The organism is Bradyrhizobium sp. NBAIM03, assembly GCF_020194055.1.
In the GTDB taxonomy this organism is placed as follows: Bacteria; Pseudomonadota; Alphaproteobacteria; order Rhizobiales; family Xanthobacteraceae; genus Bradyrhizobium; species Bradyrhizobium yuanmingense.
Genome location: NZ_JADYVS010000019.1, coordinates 57,610 through 74,917, shown reverse-complemented (window position 1 = coordinate 74,917; position 17,308 = coordinate 57,610). Strand labels below are relative to the sequence as shown.

Sequence of the window (17,308 nt, the reverse complement as noted above, 5' to 3'; positions counted from 1 at the left end):
TTCAAAGAGAGGGGAGCACTGTCATGAGCATGGGCGGCCTGTTTTGGATCATCCTGGTCGGCTTCATTGCCGGCCTCATCGCGCGCTGGCTGTCGCCGGGGCCGAACAATCCGAGCGGCTTCATCCTCACCACCATCCTCGGCATTGCCGGCGCGTTTCTGGCCACCTGGATCGGCCAGGCCATCGGCCATTACAGCCCCGACCAGGGCGCCGGCTTCATCACCGCGACCATCGGCGCGGTGGTGGTGCTGTTCATCTGGAATCGGCTGGTAGCGAGCGGCGTGATCAAGGGGTAGCGCTTAGAAGCGGTAACGACGAGAGCACGCCACCTCCTCATCGTCATGCCCGGGCTTGACCCGGGCATCCACGTCCTTCGACCCGAGCGGCCTCACGTGGATGGCCGGGTCAAGCCCGGCCATGACGCGGAGAGGGCGTATCGGGTCTCACGTAATCAAATGCATCCCCGCATCCATGCGCACGACCTCGCCGGTCATGTTGCTGGAGGCCGGCGTCGCCAGGAAGCAGACGAGCTGGGCGATGTCCTCCGCGGATGATGCGACCTTCAGCGGCACTTTCGCCACGACGCTGTCGCGCACCTGCTTGGCCTGCGCCTCGCCGCGGCCCTTGGTGAACCAGGGCGTGTCGATATAGCCAGGGCAGACCGTGTTGACGCGGATCAGCGGCGCCAGCGCGCGCGACAGCGACAGCGTCATGGTGTTGAGCGCACCCTTGCTCGCGGCGTACGCAATCGACGAGCCGACGCCGCTGATGCCGGCGACCGAGGAGACGTTCACGACCGCAGATGGCCGCCCCGAAGCCTTGGCGGCGGCTTCGAGCAGGCTGCGCGCCGCGCGCACCATCTGGAACGGACCGATGGTGTTGACGCCATAGACCCGCTGGAAATCTTCCGCCGACAGACCGTCGAGATCGGCGTGAGCCACATGCTTGGTGGTGCCGGCATTGTTGACGAGGATGTCGAGCCGGCCCCAGCCGCTCGCCGCCGCGACGATCGTGCGACAATCCTCATCCTTGGAGACGTCGCCCTGTGCGACCAAAACCTCCGCGGCGCCGGCCTTGCGGCAGGTCTCGGCCGTCGCCTCGGCTTCCTTCCGGCTCGACGAATAGTTGATGACGAGCCGCGCCCCGCTGCGGGCGAGAATCTCCGCAGTCGCTGCACCCAGCCCGGATGCGGACCCCGTCACGATTGCGCACAAGCCGTCTTTTGCCATCCGGATTTCCTTCCCCTGTATCTGGTGTGGCGTCCTGTTTAGCGAGTTTGCCGCGCCCTGCAAATCGAGCAAACTCCGCTAAGCGGAATTAGCATTTCCTGAAGCCTGGCCCCATGCCCACGCCGCAGATGGACCTGCGATCAACGCTTGTCAGGGCCATGGCTTTTTCCGATCATCGGGCGCAAGAAGAGACTGCGCACTGGCCGATCTGACCGGACGCGCCAATGGCAAGATACGGGGAACGCTGTGGCGGAGAGTGACATTATCGTCGTCGAGACCGCGGAGAAGATCTTCGCCGATCTCGCCGACCCGCAAACCATCAACAACGACAAGAACAATTCCTGGCAGGCGCCGCTGTGGCAGGCGCTGAGCGAAGCCGGCCTGCCGCTGTCCTGGGTGCCGGACGATCTCGGCGGCTCGGGCGCGAGCCTCGCCGACGGCTTTGCGCTGCTGAACGCCGCCGGCCGTTTCGCAGTCGCGGTGCCGCTGGCCGAGACCATGCTGGCGGGATGGCTGCTGGCACAGGCCAAGATCGCTTCCCCCGAAGGCGAGATGACGATCGTGCCGGCGTCCCCGAAGGACCGTATCACCCTCGATGCCGACGGTGCGCTCTCCGGTCGCGCGCGCGGCGTGCCCTTTGCAAAAGCAGCGAAGCATTTTGCGGTGCTGGCACACGGCAAGGACGGTGCTTCCATTGCGCTGATCGACGCGGCCAAGGCGCGGATCGAGGCCGGGCTCAATGTCGGCTACGACCACAGCGATACCGTCACGCTTGACAAGGTCCAGCCCGTCGCCATCAAGCCCGCGCCGAACGGCTTTGAGCAGACCCATCTGATGCTGATGGGCGGCGTCGCGCGCAGCCTCCAGATCGCCGGCGCGCTGGAATCCATGCTCGACATCTCCGTGCGCTATTCCAACGAGCGTGTCGCCTTCGAGAAGAAGATCTCGAAATTCCAGGCCGTGCAGCACAATCTCGCCCGCCTTGCCGGCGAATCCGCCGCGGCGCTCGCGGCGGCGACGTCCGCCGCCGACGCCATCGCCAATGCAAGATCGTTCAACGACGAGATCTATCTCGAAGCCGCCTCCGCAAAGATCCGCTGCGCGGAAGCTGCCGAGAAGGGCGGCGGCATCGCGCATCAGGTCCATGGCGCGATCGGCTTCACCATGGAGCACATCCTGCACCGCTATTCGCTGCGCGCGCTGGCCTGGCGCGACGATTTCGGCTCGGAAAGCTACTGGGCCGTCGAGCTCGGCAAGCTCGTCGCAAACCGCGGCGCCGACGAATTGTGGCCGCTCGTGGCATCGCGCTGATCCGGGAGAGAGACACAATGACTGCTGCCCTCCGTTTCGATCCGATCCGCCTGCCGGAGAAATGCGAGCAATTGCGCAAGGAAGTCCGCGCCTTTCTCGCCGAGGAGATCGCCGCCGGCACTTTCGATCCGCACAAGCCCAATCGCGAGGACACCGACGCGCCGGAATTTTCCCGCCGGGTCGGCGCCAAGGGCTGGCTCGGCATGACCTGGCCGAAAAAGTATGGCGGCCAGGAACGCTCCTTCCTCGAGCGTTACGTGGTGACCGAGGAGATGCGCGTCGCCAATGCGCCGACGCGGCGCTTCTTCGTCGCCGACCGCCAGAGCGGGCCGGTGCTTTTGAAATACGCGCCCGAGCACATCAAGATGGAGATCCTGCCGAGGATCTGCCGCGGCGAGATCTGCTTTGCCATCGGCATGAGCGAGCCGAACTCGGGCTCCGATTTGTTCGCGGCGAAGACGCGCGCGACCAAGACCGACGGCGGCTATCTCATTAACGGCACCAAGATCTGGACCTCGTCGGCGCATATCGCCGACTACATGATCGCGATCTTCCGGACCTCGCCGCCGACCAAGGAGAACCGCCGCCACGGCCTGACCCAGTTCCTGGTCAAGATGAAGCAGCCGGGCATCAAGGTGAATCCGATCGGCCAGATCACTGGGCAATACGAGTTCAACGAGGTGGTCTTCACCGATCACTTCATTCCCGATGACCATGTGCTCGGCGAGGTCGACGGCGCCTGGAAACAGGCGACGAGCGAGCTCGCCTATGAACGCTCGGGCCCTGAGCGTTTCCTCGAGACGTATTACGTCCTCACCGAGCTGGTCCGCGCTGTCGGTCCCAATCCCGATACGCGCAGCGCCGAGGGCATCGGCCGCCTGGTCGCGCAGCTCCACACCATGCGGCGGATGTCGGTCTCGGTGGCCGGCATGCTCGAAGCCGGCAAGGAGCCGGTGGTCGAAGCGTCCATTGTCAAGGACATCGGCACGGTCTGGGAGCAGCAGCTGCCGCATCGCGTGCGCGATCTCGCCGCCTTCGTCGAGGAGACCGCGAGCAACCGCGAGACCTTGGAGCGGCAGCTCGACTTCGCGATCAAGACCGCGCCGAAACTCACCATCCAGGGCGGCACCACCGAGGTGCTGCGCGGTATCATCGCCCGCGGATTGGGTCTGCGTTAAGTCAATCGAGGATCATCATGAGCACCTATCAAGATATCGGCGTCGAGAAGGTCGGGCATGTCGGCACCATCGAGATCCGCCGTCCGCCGCTCAACTTCTTCGATATCTCGCTGATCAACCAGATCGCGGACGCGCTCGACGAGTTCGACCGCGACATCGAGATCCGTGCCTCCGTGCTCTCCGCGCAGGGCAAGGCGTTCTGCGCCGGCGCCAATTTCGGCGATCCGGCGCGGCAGGCCCAGGAGGCGCGCGAGGCCGAGAAAAAGGGCGATCCGGCCGACAGTCTCGGCCCGATCAACCATCTCTACATCCAGGCCGTGCGCATCTTCCGCGCCAAGAAGCCGATCGTTGCCGCCGTGCAGGGCGCGGCCATCGGTGGCGGACTCGGGCTTGCCGTGTCGGCCGATTTCCGCGTCACCTGTCCCGAAGCGCGCTTCTCCGCAAACTTCACCAAGCTCGGCTTCCACCCCGGCTTCGGCCTGACCGTGACGCTGCCGGAGCTGATCGGCAAGAACAACGCCGAGCTGATGTTCTATACCAGCCGCCGCGTCACGGGCGAGGAAGCCTACAAATGGGGCCTCGCCAACGAGCTGGTGCCGCAGGACCAGGTGAAGGCGGCCGCGATGAAGCTCGCCGGCGAGATCGCCGAATGCTCCCCGCTCGGCCTGCTCTCCACCCGCGCCACGATGCGCAATGGCCTCGCCGACCGCGTGATGGCCGCGACCAATCACGAACTCGCCGAGCAGACGCGGCTGCGCGCGACGGACGATTTCAAGGAAGGCGTGAAGGCCACGGAAGAGCGGCGGGTGGCGAATTTCAAGGGAAGGTAGTTTATTACAAAGCGATCGCTTCTTTCTTCCTTCTCCCCTTGTGGGAGAAGGTGGCGCGAAGCGCCGGATGAGGGGCTGCTTCAGCGCATTCAAACGCAAGTGATTCGCTCGCGGAGAGAGACCCCTCACCCGTCTCGCCGCTCGCGGCGAGCCACCCTCTCCCACAGGGGGAGAGGGTTTGCCCGCTCAACTCACGCGGAACGTCACTCCGCCCAGCAGAAACTCGTTGCCCTCAACCGCGAGCCCTTTTGCCTTGGCGGTATGCAGCACCTGCGCCACGTCAGTCACCCGAAACTCCAGCGCACTCATGATCTCGCTGGCGCCCTTGACGAAGCGGAAGGTCGCGTTGGGTAGCTTCAGTTCGGCGCCTTCAGGCGCAATTCCGATGATCCTGCCCCAGTGCTCGGCCAGCCCTTGCGGATCCGGGCTCTGCATCTCCACCGCCGTCAGCGCCTCGGTCACATCCTTGCGAATGAATTTCTGCCAGTCCGGTCCCGCCGGAGGATACGGCCCGAGGATGTCGTCGCTGCCTTCGGTGTGATTGAACTCGATGAAGGCGGCGCGGCAGTCGCGGGGGTGGAGCTGGACGCCGTGATACGGCGCGTGGTCGATGACATTGGCGGTGCGCACGCCGAGCGCATTGGCGTTGCGGCCGCGCTCGTCCGGGTCGTCGCAGCAGAAGATCGCCATGTAACCGCCGCGGCCGCCGGTCTTCTCGATGAAGCGACCGGCCGTGGTGCCGTCCTTGAACGGCGCGACCACCTCCAGCAGGATCGTGTCGACCGGGAGCAGCGCGTTCTCGAGGCCGTATTTGGCGACATTGCCGTCGCGATAGCAGACGGCGAGGCCCATGATCCGACCGATATCCGTGATGACGGGCTCGAGCTGCGGCGCGACCAGGCAGATCTGACGCAGCCGGATATAGGGCGCCATGGTCATGCGCCCCTAAAGGTCGGCTTGCGCTTCTCGACGAAGGCCTTGGCCGCCTCCTTGTGATCCTCGGTGTCGCCGCAACGGGTGTGATGGATCGCCTCGCCGTCGAAGCAATCCTCCAGCGCCAGGTGCTCGGCGTTGTTGATGTTGCGCTTGATGAAGCCGAGCGCGATCGACGGCCCTTGCGCCAGCGACAGCGCGAGCTCGTGCGCGGCCGCGTCGATCTCGGCGTCGGGCACGACCTTCGTCACCATGCCGATCGCATGTGCCTCCTTCGCGGTGAGCACCGGCGACATCAGATAGAGCTCGCGCGCCCGCGCACTGCCGAGCAGCTGGGTCAGGAAATAGGTGCCGCCGTAATCACCGGAGAACCCGACCTTGGCGAAGGCGGTGGTGATCTTGCAGGATTCGGAGGCGATGCGCAGGTCGCAGGACAGCGCCATGGACAGGCCGGCGCCAGCCGCCGCGCCATCGAGCTGGGCCACCACGGGCTTTGGCATCTGATGCAGGATGCGCGAGACCTCCATGCCGCGGCGCAGATTTGCGAGCTTCTGCTCGAACGGCAGCGGCGCGCGCCCCTGCGCCATCGACTTGACGTCGCCGCCGACGCAGAACGAGCCGCCGGCGCCCTTGAACAGCACCGCCCGCACCTCGGGATCATCAGCCGCGCGCCGTGCCGCCTCGACCAGCCCGGCGACCATCTCGGGATTGAGCGCGTTCTTCCGCTCCGGCCGGTTCATCGTGATGGTGAGCAGCCCGCCTTCGAGCTTTTGCAAGACCATGTCGTTCATGGATGTTGGCCTCATTCTGTGGTGCCACTCTCTCACTTTGTCATTCCGGGGCGCGACGAAGTCGCGAACCCGGAATCCATCTCTCAACCGTCAATGCCGCCCAATGGATCCCGGGCTCTCGCTTTCGCGAGCCCCGGGATGACGACCTATTGTTTGGCGCGCCCCGGGATGACGGCGTGCCTTACGTCACGCCGTCACTTCTTCACCAGCGGGCAGCGCGACAGCTCCAATGACTGGAACGCCTCGTTGCCGGGGACGGTGGCGAGCAGCTTGTAATCGTCCCAGCGCCCCTTGGACTCCGACGGCTTCTTCACCTCGAACAGGTACATGTCGTGGATCATGCGGCCGTCCTCGCGGATCTTGCCGTTCTTGGCGAAGAAGTCGTTGATCGGCGTCTCCTTCATAACCTTGATCACCGCCGCCGCGTCGGTCGTGCCGGCTGCCTTCACAGCTTTCAGATAATGGGTGACGGAGGAATAGACGCCGGCTTGTGCCGAGGTCGGCACGCGCTTGGTGCGCTCCATGAAGCGCTTCGAGAATGCCCGCGTGTCGTCGTTGAGATCCCAGTAGAACGCTTCCGCGAGCAGCAGGCCCTGCGCGGTCTCGAGCCCGATCGAGTCGATATCGGTGACGAAGGCGAGCAGCGGCGAGACCTTCTGGCCGCCCTTGGTGATGCCGAACTCCGCCGCCTGCTTGATGGCGTTGATGGTGTCGCCGCCGGCATTCGCGAGCCCGATCACCTTGGCCTTGGTGGCCTGAGCCTGGAGCAGGAAGGACGAGAAATCCGACGTGTTGAGCGGGTGGCGGACGGCGCCGAGCACCTTGCCGCCGGTCTTGGTCACGACCGCGCTGGTGTCCTTCTCCAGATCCTGGCCGAAGGCGTAGTCGGCAGTGAGGAAGAACCAGCTGTCGAGACCCGACTTCACCGCCGCAAGACCGGTCACGTTGGCCTGGCCGTAGGTGTCGAACACGTAGTGGATGGTGTAGGGGCCGCAGGCCTCGTTGCTGAGACGGATCGAGCCCGGCCCGTTGAACATGATGATCTTGTTGCGCGCTTTCGCGATCTCGCCGGCGGCAAGCGCGGTCGCGGAGGCCGCGACGTCGTAGATCATCTCGACGCCCTGATTGTCGAGCATGTCGCGGGCAATGTTGGCGGAGAGATCGGCCTTGTTGAGATGGTCGGCCGCCAGCACCTGGATCTTGCGTCCCAGCACCTCGCCGCCGAAATCCTCGACCGCCATCTTCGCCGCAGTCTCGCTGCCGGAGCCGGTGATATCTGCATAAAGGCTCGACATGTCGAGGATGCCGCCGATCTTCAGCGGCGGCTTGTCCTGAGCCTGTGCGGCGCTCGCATTGAGGGCAAACGCGGCGGCAAAAATGCCGGACAAAATAGTCTTCATCGAAAACGACCTCCCTTATCGCGCCGTGCTCTGATGGCGGCTTGGTTATTGCTCTTGGGTTATTGCTCTTGGCTATTCGCTGTTGCCGCAATCATGCCGCATGCGCAAGAGCGCAGCAAGCGCAGGTGCGATGCAGATGAATGATCAATGCGCGCTTTCCGCAAAGCGGAATGCCGCGAGGACGGAAGCTGTCCCCGCATTGTCATTGCGAGCCAACGGGTCCGCGCGAAGCGCGGCCCGATGACAGGCTCCGCGAAGCAATACAGAAATGCGTCCGCGGAAACAGTCTGGATTGCTTCGTCGCGAAGAGCTCCTCGCAATGAAGGGTGTGAGAAAGCCCCTTCGCGTCTCACCACGCATGAGTTAAAGTCCGGCCGCAATGCAACCTCTCCGGATCACGTGACGCAACGGCTTCGCTTCATCGTCGCATGTCTTCTCGTCGCAAGTAGCTCGGCATTCGCGGGCCCCTGCCAGTTCGAGTCCCAAGGCGAAGGCCGCGTCGCTGCCATCGTCGATGCGCGCAGCGTGCGGCTCGATGACGGGCGCGAGATCCGCCTCAGCGGCATCGCGCCGACCGCGACCACGAAGCAGGCGCTGACCTCGCTGCTCGCCGGCCACGACGTGATGCTGCGGAGCGCTGACGACACGCCTGATCGCTACGGCCGCCAGAGTGCGCTTGTCTTCATCGGCGAAGGCGACATCTCGGTGCAGGCCATGCTGCTCGCTCGGGGCGATGCCATCGCCTCCGCCGAGATCCTGGACAAGGACTGCGCGGCCGCCCTGATGGCGTCCGAAGCTGCGGCGCGGCGCCAAAAAATGGGCAGCTGGGCTGACCCGTCGGCCATAAAAAACGCCGAAAGTCCGGACGATATTTTGGCGGAGATCGGGCGCTTTACGGTGGTCGAAGGCAAAGTCCTGTCGGTCCGGCAAGCTGGGGCAACGACCTACCTCAACTTCGGACGAAACTGGACACGCGGCTTTGCCGTGACTATTTCAAAGCGCACGCTAGCGGCGTTCGAAAGCGCTGGTATGGCCCTTAAGTCCCTGGAGAATCGGCGTATTCGCGTTCGGGGCTGGGTTGAGGGGAATACGGGGCCACGCATCGATGTACGCCTCGTGGGGCAGATCGAGTTGCTGGGCGCAAACGAGCCGACAGGGGTAAGGCCTTAAGACAGGCCGGGCACGGGTTAAACGACGTGAATGGGGTGCTAGAACGGCACGGACTGGGCGATTGCCGCCGCCTGCGGGCTGCGCCGGCCGCGCTTTGCCTTGCGCTGGGCGGACTTCTCGCTGGCTGCGGCGATATGGGCCGGTTCCAGACTGCGGCGACCCCGGCAGCCGTCGCGATGCCGAAGCCGAAGCCCGCCGTCGCCCAAACCCCGGCCACCGAGAAGGAGCACGAGCGCATCCTGGCGAGCTATGGCGGGACCTATGACGATCCCAAGCTCGAGGCGCTCGTCAGCAAGACCGTCGACCGGCTGGTCGCGGCCTCCGAGCGGCCCGACCAGGGCTACAAGGTCACCATCCTCAATTCCGGGGCGGTGAACGCCTTCGCGCTGCCCAACGGCCAGCTCTATGTCACGCGCGGCCTGCTCGCGCTCGCCAGCGACACCTCCGAATTGTCCTCCGTGCTCAGCCACGAGATGGCGCATGTGCTGTCCAAGCACGCGGCGATGCGCGAGGACCAGGCCCGCCAGGCCGCGATCGTCACCCGCGTTGTCACCGACATGAGCAACGATCCCGACCTCACCGCGCTGGCGCTGGCCAAGACCAAGCTCACCATGGCGAGCTTCTCGCGCAAGCAGGAGTTCGAGGCCGACGGCATCGGCGTCGGCATCTCCGCCAAGGCGCATTTCGACCCGTACGGCGCGGCGCGCTTCCTGTCCGCGATGGAGCGAAATGCCGAGCTGAAGGCCGGCAAGAGCTCGCTCGATCCGCGCGCGCAGGATTTCACCTCGTCGCATCCGGCAACTCCGGAACGCGTCCAGAACGCGCAGAACATTGCCCGCCAATACACCGCGCCTGAAGGCGCCGAGCGCGATCGCGAAAGCTATCTCGCCGCGATCGACAATCTCGTCTATGGCGAAGACCCGAGCGAAGGTTTTGTCCGCGGCCGGCGCTTCCTGCATCCGAAGCTCGGCTTCACCTTCCAGGCGCCGGACAATTTCACGCTCGACAACACCGCGCAGGCCGTGATCGGCGTCCGCGAGGGCGGCGCGCAGGCGATGCGCTTCGACGTCGTGCGCGTGCCGGCCGAACAGTCGCTCGGCGACTACCTCAATTCCGGCTGGATGGAAGGCGTCGAGAAGGCTTCGACCGAGGATCTCACCGTCAACGGTTTTCCAGCGGCGTCCGCCACCGCCAAGGGCGACCAGTGGCAGTTCAAGGTCTATGCGCTGCGCTTCGGCAGCGACGTCTATCGCTTCATCTTCGCGGCACGGCAGAAATCGACCGAGAGCGAGCGGAATGCGCGCGAGACCGTCAACTCGTTCCGCCGGCTGACTCTGGAGGAAATCCAGGCCGCGCGCCCGCTGCGCATCAAGGTCATCACTGTGCAGCCCGGCGATACCGTGGAGTCGCTCTCCCACCGCATGGCCGGCGTCGACCATCCCGCCGAGCGCTTCCGCGTACTGAACGGCCTCGATCGCACCGCGCAGGTGAAGGTGCGCGACCGCGTCAAGATCGTGGCGGACTAAAGCGCGATGCGATTGGGATCGTCATCGCGCTTTAGGTTATTCTTTTGAGCATGATCTTTTCGGAAAACCGCTACACACTTTTCCGGACCATGCTCCGACGCCGCGCTAAGCGGATGTCATCCCAGAGAGACGCGGCCTCCCCCGCACCATGATCAGCGCCGCCGCCATCACCTCCAGCACGATGCAGAGATAGAAGGGCAGCGTATAGCCGCCGGAGAGATCGCGCAGGAAACCGACCACGCCGGGACCGAACGCGTAGGTCACCTGGTTGATCGCCGTGTTGAGGCTGATCAGCACGCCGAAGGCGGCGGAGTCGAACTCCTGCTGCACGATGAGCGAGGGCAGCGTGATGAGGTTGCCGACCGAAAAGCCGAACACGGCGCAGGCCGCGATCAGCACGTAATCGTTGTGCAGGTTGACGACGACGAGAAGCGCGGCGGCCTGGCTGAGGAACGACAGCGCGGACGCGAGGCGCTGATTGATGCGGTCGATCACCAGCGAGAACAGCACGCGGCCGACCACCGCCATCGCGGTGAGCACCGCGACGGCCACGGCGGCGCGCTCGCGTCCGATCACGGGATCGAGGAACGAGATCAGATGCACGATGAAGCCGACCTGGGCGAACAGCACCAGGGCGAAGGCGATCGTCACCGTGAGGAAGCCGGCGTCCCGCAGCGCCCAGGCGCGGATCTCAGTCGATGATTGCGGCTTCGCCTTCGCCGCCGCCTGCCACCCGTGGCGATCGGGCGGGCGGCCGACGAGAAGGAGGATGACCGGCACGAGCAGGATCAGCATGGCGCCGGCGGCGGCGTACATCGCACCGGCGAAGCCGATATGGCCGATCAATGCTACCAGCAGCGGCACGCCGGCGATGCCGCCGAAGCTGGCGCCGTTGAGCGCGAGACTGATCGCCATGCCGCGCTTCTGGTCGAACCACAGGCTGATCGTGTTGGTGATCATGCCGAGACTGGTGCCGGCCCAGCCGAAGGCGAGCACGGCATTGGCGAGATAGAGCTGCCAGGGCTCGCGCACCGCGCCGATCGCGACCGCGGCGGACGCCATCGCCAGCGTCCCGGCGATCAGGCTGAGCCGTGGACCGTATTTCCGCACGGCCTCGCCGACGAAGACGACCAGCAGCGCGCCGAACAAATAGAAGAACGTGGTGCCGGAGGAGATCAGCGAGGCCGGCCAGCCCCGTGCGCGCTGCAGCTCGGCGACATAGACGCTCTGGCCGTAGAAGCCGAGCCCCCAGCCGAAGGTGGCGAGCAGGAAGCAGACCGCGACGATGCGCCAGCCTTCATAGCGGAGCGAGGATTCGTGGGCCGCTGGGGTCTGAGGATTGTCGAGCATTTCATCTGCCGTTTGTTTTGCTCCGTCATGCCCGGACTTGTTCCGGGCATCCACGTTCTTCTTCCGACCTCGCAAAGACGTGGATGGCCGGGACAAGCCCGGCCATGACGACATCTAAATAACCTTCCTCAGAAAATCACTTCGACCTGGATCGAAGTGTCAACGCTGCTGACAACCTCCCGCCACTCACACGGCGTCGGGGAATTCGCCCATGGCCGCCTCCAGCCGCGCCTTGCGGCGCTTCGCCCAGGAGACCAGCGAGAGCACCGCAAGGCCCAGCACCACCGGCGGGAACACCACGAGGTTCACCGCGGACCAGCCGTAATTGGCGAGCAGCTGGCCCGATGAGAACGAGCCGATCGCCATCATGCCGAACACCAGGAAATCGTTGAAGGCCTGCACCTTGTTGCGCTCCTGCGGGCGATGCGTCTCCAGCACCAGCGCGGAGGCGCCGATGAAGGAGAAATTCCAGCCTACGCCGAGCACGATCAGCGTCGCCCAGAAATGCATCGCCGTAAGGCCGGAGAGACCGATGATGGCGGCGCCCGCTTCCAGCAGCAGGCCGGCGGCGACGATCTTCGGAGCGCCGAAGCGCGCGATCAGCGTGCCCGTGAAGAAGCTCGGCCCGTACATCGCAACGATGTGCCATTGCAGGCCGAAATTGGAATCGGACACGGACAGGCCGCACAGCTTCATCGCAAGCGGCGCCGAGGTCATGACCAGGTTCATCATGGGATAGGAGATGACGCCGCACAGCGCTGCCGCGATGAAGCGCGGCTGGGACACGATCGTGAGCAGCGGCCGGCCGCCGTGCAGATCGGCCGGCGCGGGCTTCGGCATATCGACGCCGGCGACGATGCCCATCGCGATCAGCGCGACGGCGGCCTGCACCAGGAAGCTGAAGGCGAACAGATAAGGCTGCCAGACATCCATGGTCCATTGCACGAGCTGCGGACCGAGCACGCCGGCGAACACGCCGCCCGCCATCACCCAGGACACGGCCTTCGGCCGGTAGGCCGCACTGGCGCCATCCGCGGCGGCGAAGCGATAGGATTGCGCCACCGCGCCGTAGAGACCGCCGAGGAAGGTAGCAAAGCAGAACAGCGCGAACGAGCCGCGCAGAATTGCGAGCGAGCCGAGCAGGCCGGTGAGCGTGCCGAGACCCGTGCCGATGACGAAGGCGGCGCGGCGGCCGAAGCGGCGCGAGATCGCGCCGGTCGGCAGCGTCCCGGCGGCGAGCCCGACCACATACATCGAGATCGGCACGGTCGCGAACGACATGTCGGGCGCGAGCGTGGCGCCGACGATCGCGCCGGTGGCGAAGATCACCGCCGAATTCGCGCCGGTCAACGCCTGCGCGGCGGCAAGGCGCACGACGTTGGCACGCACGCGGGCATCGTCGGCGATCTCATGGGCTGCAGTCACGTCCAGCATCGGCATTTCCGCCCAAAGGGCTCTGTTGATTCGCGGCACTATGGAGGGGTGAGAGAGGGCCGGCAACCGGCGCAAACGGGCGCGGGCCATGCCCCTGACGCAATCGCTGGAATGATAACGCTGCGCACCCTTGACGGCTTGCGCTCGATCAAATCCTATCCGCCGCGATCTTCCGGGAGTTACCTTCATGTCCGTCGACGACAGGCCCACGCTTCAAGCGCCCGACGACGATCCCTGGCTGTGGCTGGAGGAGATCGAGGGCCGGCAGGCGCTCGATTTTGTCGAGCGGCAGAACAGCCTGACGCTCGCCGCGTTCGGCGGCAAGGCCTTCGAGCACGATCGCGACATCCTCGCGGCGATCTATGACCGACCTGACAACATTCCCTATGTCAGCCGGCGCGGCAACGACCTGCACAATCTCTGGAAAGACGCCGCCAACCCGCGCGGCCTGTGGCGGCGGACTTCGCTTGCGGAATTTCGCAAAGCCGATCCGGCATGGGAGACCATGCTGGACATCGACCAGCTCGCGAGAAGCGAAGACGAGGACTGGTTGCTTAGCGGTATCGCCACGATGCCGGGAAGCTCGCGGGCGATCTTGAGCCTGTCGCGCGGCGGCAGCGATGCCGTCACCTTGCGGGAATTCGACCTCGCCACGAAAAGTTTCGTGGCGAACGGCTTTGCGCTGCCGGAAGCGAAAGGCGGCGTCGACTGGCTCGATGCCGACACGCTGCTGCTGTCAAGCGCGCATGGCGAGGACATGGCGACGAGCTCGGGCTATGCGCGCACCGTCCGCCTGTGGCGGCGCGGCCAACCGGTCGATCAGGCACAGATGGTCATCGAGACCACCGCCGATCACATGGTGATCTATGGCATGGCCGACGACACCGGAGCGGCGCCCCGGGTCTGGATCGTCGACCAGATCGACTTCTTCAACCACGCCATCTGGCTGCGCGATGCGGCCGGCACGACGACGAAGCTCGATCTGCCGACCGGGATTTGGATGCAGGCGCATGGCGACTGGTTCGCGATGAAGCTACGCAAGGACTGGCAGGTCGATGGCCGGACCTATGCCACCGACACCGTGCTCGGCATCTCGCTCTCGGCCTTCCTCGCCGGCAGCCGCGATTTTGTCGTCCTGTTCGAGCCCGCACCGCGGCGCGCGCTGCAAGGGTTGTTCTGGGCGGAAGGAAAGCTGGTGATGTCGATTCTCGACGAGCTCAAACCTCGCTTCGAGATCTGCACACCGTCTGCCACTAGCTGGAGCCGCGAGACACTTGGCGGCCTGCCGCAGATCGGCGTCGTCGATGTCTGGCCGCTCGACCGCCATGCATCGGAGAGCAATGGCGATCTGCTCGCCAATGTGCAGGACCCGCTGACGCCGCCGGCGCTGCTGCTGATCGAGCGCGGCGTCGCAAGCCCGATCGTGCTGAAGCAGGCGCCGAAGACGTTCACCGCCGATGGCCTCGTGGTGACGCAGCACGAGGCGATCTCCGTTGACGGCGAGCGTATCCCCTATGTGCAGACGGGCCCTGCCGGCGAGACCGGCGATGCGCCGGTCTATCTGAGCGCCTATGGCGGCTTTGGTCACTCGGTGAAGCCGTACTACAATTCCTCGCTCGGCAAGTTGTGGCTGGAGCGCGGCGGCACGATTGTGCAGGCGAATCTGCGCGGCGGCGGCGAGTTCGGCACGCGCTGGCACGATGCCGGACGGCTTGCCGGCAAGAAGCTTTCACACGACGATTTCGCCGCGGTCGCGGCCGATCTCGTCCGCCGCGGTGTGACGAGCGCAAAACGCATCGCCGCGCAGGGCGGATCGAACGGCGGCATCCTCATCACCAACATGCTGGTGCGCTATCCCGAGCGTTTCGGCGCATTGTTCTGTACCATCCCGCTGATCGACATGCGCCGCTACACCAAGCTGCTCGCCGGCGCGAGCTGGATCGCGGAATATGGCGATCCCGACAAGCCGGAGGAATGGGAATGGCTGCAGACATACTCGGCCTATCACAATGTGAAAGCCGGCCGGTCCTATCTGCCGATCCTGATTGCAACGACGCGGCGCGACGACCGCGTCCATCCCGGCCATGCCCGCAAGATGGCGGCAAAGCTGCAGGCCATGGGCTATGAGGCCTGGTTCTACGAGCCGCCCGCAGGCGGCCACGGCTACGGCAGGGACAACAAGGAGCGCGCCGGTTTCGAGGTGCTGGGCTATCGGTTCTTGAAGGAGAAGATCGGGTGGCGGGATGAAGGCTAGAGTTGGGTGCGCTGACGTCTCCACATCGTCATGGCCGGGCTTGGCCCCGCCATCCACGCCTTGCCTTACCGCCCGAAGAACGTGGATGCCCGGGACAAGCCCGGGCATGATGACCTCCTAGCCTCTTGCAAACACCAGCGTCAGATTGTTCGCGGGCATCTCGATCGTGTCGATGAGGCCGAGGCCTGCCGCCTTCGCCAGCTTCTCGACGTCGACGACGTCGCGCACGCCCCATTCGGGATTGCCCTCGCGCAAGGAGGTGTCGAACACCGCATTGCTGAGCGCGGTATGCTTGCCGTCGCGCTTGAAGGGGCCGTAGAGGAACAGCTTGCCGTCGCGGCGCAGATAACGGCCCGCGCCGGCGAACAGGCCTTCGGCCACGGCCCAGGGCGCGATGTGAATGACATTGGCGCAGAACACGGCCGCGAGGCTGGTCGGCCCCTGCCCGCTTTTCATTTCCGGGCACCAGTCGGGATCGGTGAGGTCGATGCGCAGGGGTGAACGGATGTTCGGCAGGCCGGCATGCACGCGCCAGGCTTCGATGCTCTTGAGGTGGCGCTGGTTGAGATCGCTCGGCCACCAGATCAGGCCCGGCGTGTGGCGGGCGAAATGCACCACGTGCTGCCCGGTTCCACTGCCGAGTTCCACGACGTTGCCGGTCGCATCCGCGAGATGCTTTTCCAGCGCTGCCCAGATCGGTTCGTGATTGCGATGGAAGGCAGGCGCATCGAGCCGGCCATCCGGCTCGACCCGTCCGCCATCCCTGCCAAATTCGACCACATATTCAGCCAAGTGACGTCCCCAAAAAATGCGAACCAGAAAAGGCGGCCAAACGTCCGAGAATAATCTGCTAGTTCACGCCCATCCGAATGAACGAACTATCTCGTCAGTTGCAATGCGCAGGATATTAACTCCATTTCACCGCGTGCATAGTCTTGATTGTCAGGCGATGGCCTTTGTGCTTTTGAACAATTCCGCAAACGAGATCATCGAGATAACGCCGGGACGATGCCTTGACCGCCTTTCCTCGCAAGCCCGCTCTGCTTGCTGCGCTGGCCCTCCTCGCCGGCGCGGCAATGGCCCCGGCGGGGGCGCAATCCACCGTGACGGAGGGCCAGAAGCTCGCCTTCGACCGCGGCAAGGGCAATTGCCTCACCTGCCACGTCATCAAAGGCGGCGACCTGCCGGGGACGATCGGACCGGAGCTGAAGGACATCAAGGCCAAATACCCCGATCGCAACGAGCTCACCGCGATCATCTTCGACGAGACCAAGCGCAATCCGCAAACCATGATGCCGCCGTTCGGCCGGAACCGGATTTTGACCGAGCAGGAGATCAACGCGATTGTTGATTTCCTGCAGACCCTGTAACCGCCGGCGGCCCCTAGGAGACTTGAGATGACCACGACCCCCAAGCCTCATTGGAGGCCTCATCCGACGCGGCGCCTGATCCTTCAGGGCGCTGCCTCCGTGGCGCTGCTCGGCCTCGGCAATCTGCCGTTCGCGCCCGCGCGCGCCGCGGCGAACGACAAATATCCGGAAGAGGCCTTCAGGCAGAAGAGCGAGGCGGATGCGATCAAGGCGCTCTACGGCAAGGCCGCCGAGCCGTCGGACAAGGTCAAGCTGGATGCGCCGGAGATCGCCGAGAACGGCGGCGTCGTGCCGATCTCGGTGACGACGACGCTGGACAAGGTCACCTCGATCTCGTTCTTCGTGGCGGAGAACCCGAGCGCGCTGGCGGCCAGCTACAGGATTCCCGATGGCACGATCCCTGCCGTCGCCAACCGGCTCAAGATGGCCAGGACCACCAAATTGACCGCGATCGTGGAGGCCGACGGCAAGCTCTACAGCGCGACCAAGGAGGTCAAGGTCACCGTCGGCGGTTGCGGCGGCTAAGCGAGGC

16 protein-coding genes are annotated in these 17,308 nt (G+C 65.0%); 9 read left to right on the top strand and 7 right to left on the bottom strand.

The window, feature by feature from the left end; genetic code table 11:
• The first annotated feature begins 29 nt into the window (after window positions 1–29).
• A complete protein-coding gene (locus tag I6F21_RS25690; protein ID WP_036014563.1) occupies window positions 30–296 on the top strand; it encodes a GlsB/YeaQ/YmgE family stress response membrane protein in 267 nt (88 codons plus the stop codon).
• 147 nt (window positions 297–443) lie between these two features.
• Here I6F21_RS25690 and I6F21_RS25685 read toward each other — a convergent pair whose 3' ends face one another.
• Complete coding sequence (locus tag I6F21_RS25685; RefSeq protein WP_225150750.1) at window positions 444–1,229, bottom strand: SDR family oxidoreductase; 786 nt, start codon at window positions 1,227–1,229, stop codon at window positions 444–446.
• Between the two features lie 246 nt (window positions 1,230–1,475).
• Between I6F21_RS25685 and I6F21_RS25680 the strand changes: the two genes are divergently transcribed.
• The 3 genes from I6F21_RS25680 to I6F21_RS25670 are packed head-to-tail and all read left to right on the top strand — an operon-like array spanning window position 1,476 to window position 4,548.
• Window positions 1,476–2,540, top strand: a complete 1,065-nt coding sequence (locus I6F21_RS25680) for an acyl-CoA dehydrogenase family protein (RefSeq protein ID WP_225150749.1) — start codon at window positions 1,476–1,478, stop codon at window positions 2,538–2,540.
• Window positions 2,541–2,557: 17 nt separating this feature from the next.
• On the top strand, window positions 2,558–3,718 hold the full coding sequence (locus I6F21_RS25675) for an acyl-CoA dehydrogenase family protein (protein ID WP_057027444.1): 1,161 nt from the start codon (window positions 2,558–2,560) through the stop codon (window positions 3,716–3,718).
• A 17-nt stretch (window positions 3,719–3,735) separates the two neighbouring features.
• A complete protein-coding gene (locus tag I6F21_RS25670; RefSeq protein ID WP_225141058.1) occupies window positions 3,736–4,548 on the top strand; it encodes an enoyl-CoA hydratase/isomerase family protein in 813 nt (270 codons plus the stop codon).
• 186 nt (window positions 4,549–4,734) lie between these two features.
• On the opposite strand, the gene I6F21_RS25665 is transcribed toward I6F21_RS25670, so the two are convergent.
• The 3 genes from I6F21_RS25665 to I6F21_RS25655 form a co-directional block, all read right to left on the bottom strand.
• Complete coding sequence (locus I6F21_RS25665; protein WP_036026313.1) at window positions 4,735–5,481, bottom strand: hypothetical protein; 747 nt, start codon at window positions 5,479–5,481, stop codon at window positions 4,735–4,737.
• 2 nt (window positions 5,482–5,483) lie between these two features.
• Complete coding sequence (locus I6F21_RS25660) at window positions 5,484–6,272, bottom strand: enoyl-CoA hydratase (RefSeq protein WP_109141720.1); 789 nt, start codon at window positions 6,270–6,272, stop codon at window positions 5,484–5,486.
• Window positions 6,273–6,466: 194 nt separating this feature from the next.
• Window positions 6,467–7,672, bottom strand: coding sequence for an ABC transporter substrate-binding protein (locus I6F21_RS25655; RefSeq protein WP_225183598.1), 1,206 nt, complete (start codon window positions 7,670–7,672; stop codon window positions 6,467–6,469).
• Between the two features lie 399 nt (window positions 7,673–8,071).
• On the opposite strand from I6F21_RS25655, the gene I6F21_RS25650 reads away from it, so the two are divergent.
• Window positions 8,072–8,842, top strand: coding sequence for a thermonuclease family protein (locus I6F21_RS25650; RefSeq protein ID WP_225113658.1), 771 nt, complete (start codon window positions 8,072–8,074; stop codon window positions 8,840–8,842).
• A gap of 134 nt (window positions 8,843–8,976) precedes the next feature.
• Window positions 8,977–10,368 (top strand): M48 family metalloprotease, encoded by a 1,392-nt coding sequence (locus I6F21_RS25645; RefSeq protein ID WP_074448070.1) that lies wholly within the window; start codon window positions 8,977–8,979, stop codon window positions 10,366–10,368.
• A gap of 105 nt (window positions 10,369–10,473) precedes the next feature.
• On the opposite strand, the gene I6F21_RS25640 is transcribed toward I6F21_RS25645, so the two are convergent.
• Together I6F21_RS25640 and I6F21_RS25635 are read right to left on the bottom strand one after the other, a co-directional pair.
• On the bottom strand, window positions 10,474–11,718 hold the full coding sequence (locus I6F21_RS25640) for an MFS transporter (RefSeq protein ID WP_036014586.1): 1,245 nt from the start codon (window positions 11,716–11,718) through the stop codon (window positions 10,474–10,476).
• 186 nt (window positions 11,719–11,904) lie between these two features.
• Window positions 11,905–13,152, bottom strand: a complete 1,248-nt coding sequence (locus tag I6F21_RS25635; protein ID WP_225141062.1) for an MFS transporter — start codon at window positions 13,150–13,152, stop codon at window positions 11,905–11,907.
• A 187-nt stretch (window positions 13,153–13,339) separates the two neighbouring features.
• On the opposite strand from I6F21_RS25635, the gene I6F21_RS25630 reads away from it, so the two are divergent.
• Window positions 13,340–15,406 carry a prolyl oligopeptidase family serine peptidase gene (locus I6F21_RS25630; protein WP_225183597.1) on the top strand — a complete coding sequence of 689 codons (2,067 nt, stop codon included), beginning with the start codon at window positions 13,340–13,342 and terminating at the stop codon, window positions 15,404–15,406.
• A 117-nt stretch (window positions 15,407–15,523) separates the two neighbouring features.
• Here the strand turns inward: I6F21_RS25630 and I6F21_RS25625 are convergent, their stop codons facing one another.
• The gene (locus I6F21_RS25625) at window positions 15,524–16,198 is read right to left on the bottom strand and encodes a DUF938 domain-containing protein (protein ID WP_225157215.1); all 675 of its coding nucleotides are present in this window, start codon (window positions 16,196–16,198) and stop codon (window positions 15,524–15,526) included.
• A gap of 284 nt (window positions 16,199–16,482) precedes the next feature.
• On the opposite strand from I6F21_RS25625, the gene soxX reads away from it, so the two are divergent.
• Together soxX and soxY are read left to right on the top strand one after the other, a co-directional pair.
• Window positions 16,483–16,776 (top strand): sulfur oxidation c-type cytochrome SoxX, encoded by a 294-nt coding sequence (gene soxX / locus I6F21_RS25620; protein WP_225113698.1) that lies wholly within the window; start codon window positions 16,483–16,485, stop codon window positions 16,774–16,776.
• A 27-nt stretch (window positions 16,777–16,803) separates the two neighbouring features.
• A complete protein-coding gene (gene soxY / locus I6F21_RS25615; RefSeq protein ID WP_036014597.1) occupies window positions 16,804–17,301 on the top strand; it encodes a thiosulfate oxidation carrier protein SoxY in 498 nt (165 codons plus the stop codon).
• Window positions 17,302–17,308: the final 7 nt, after the last annotated feature.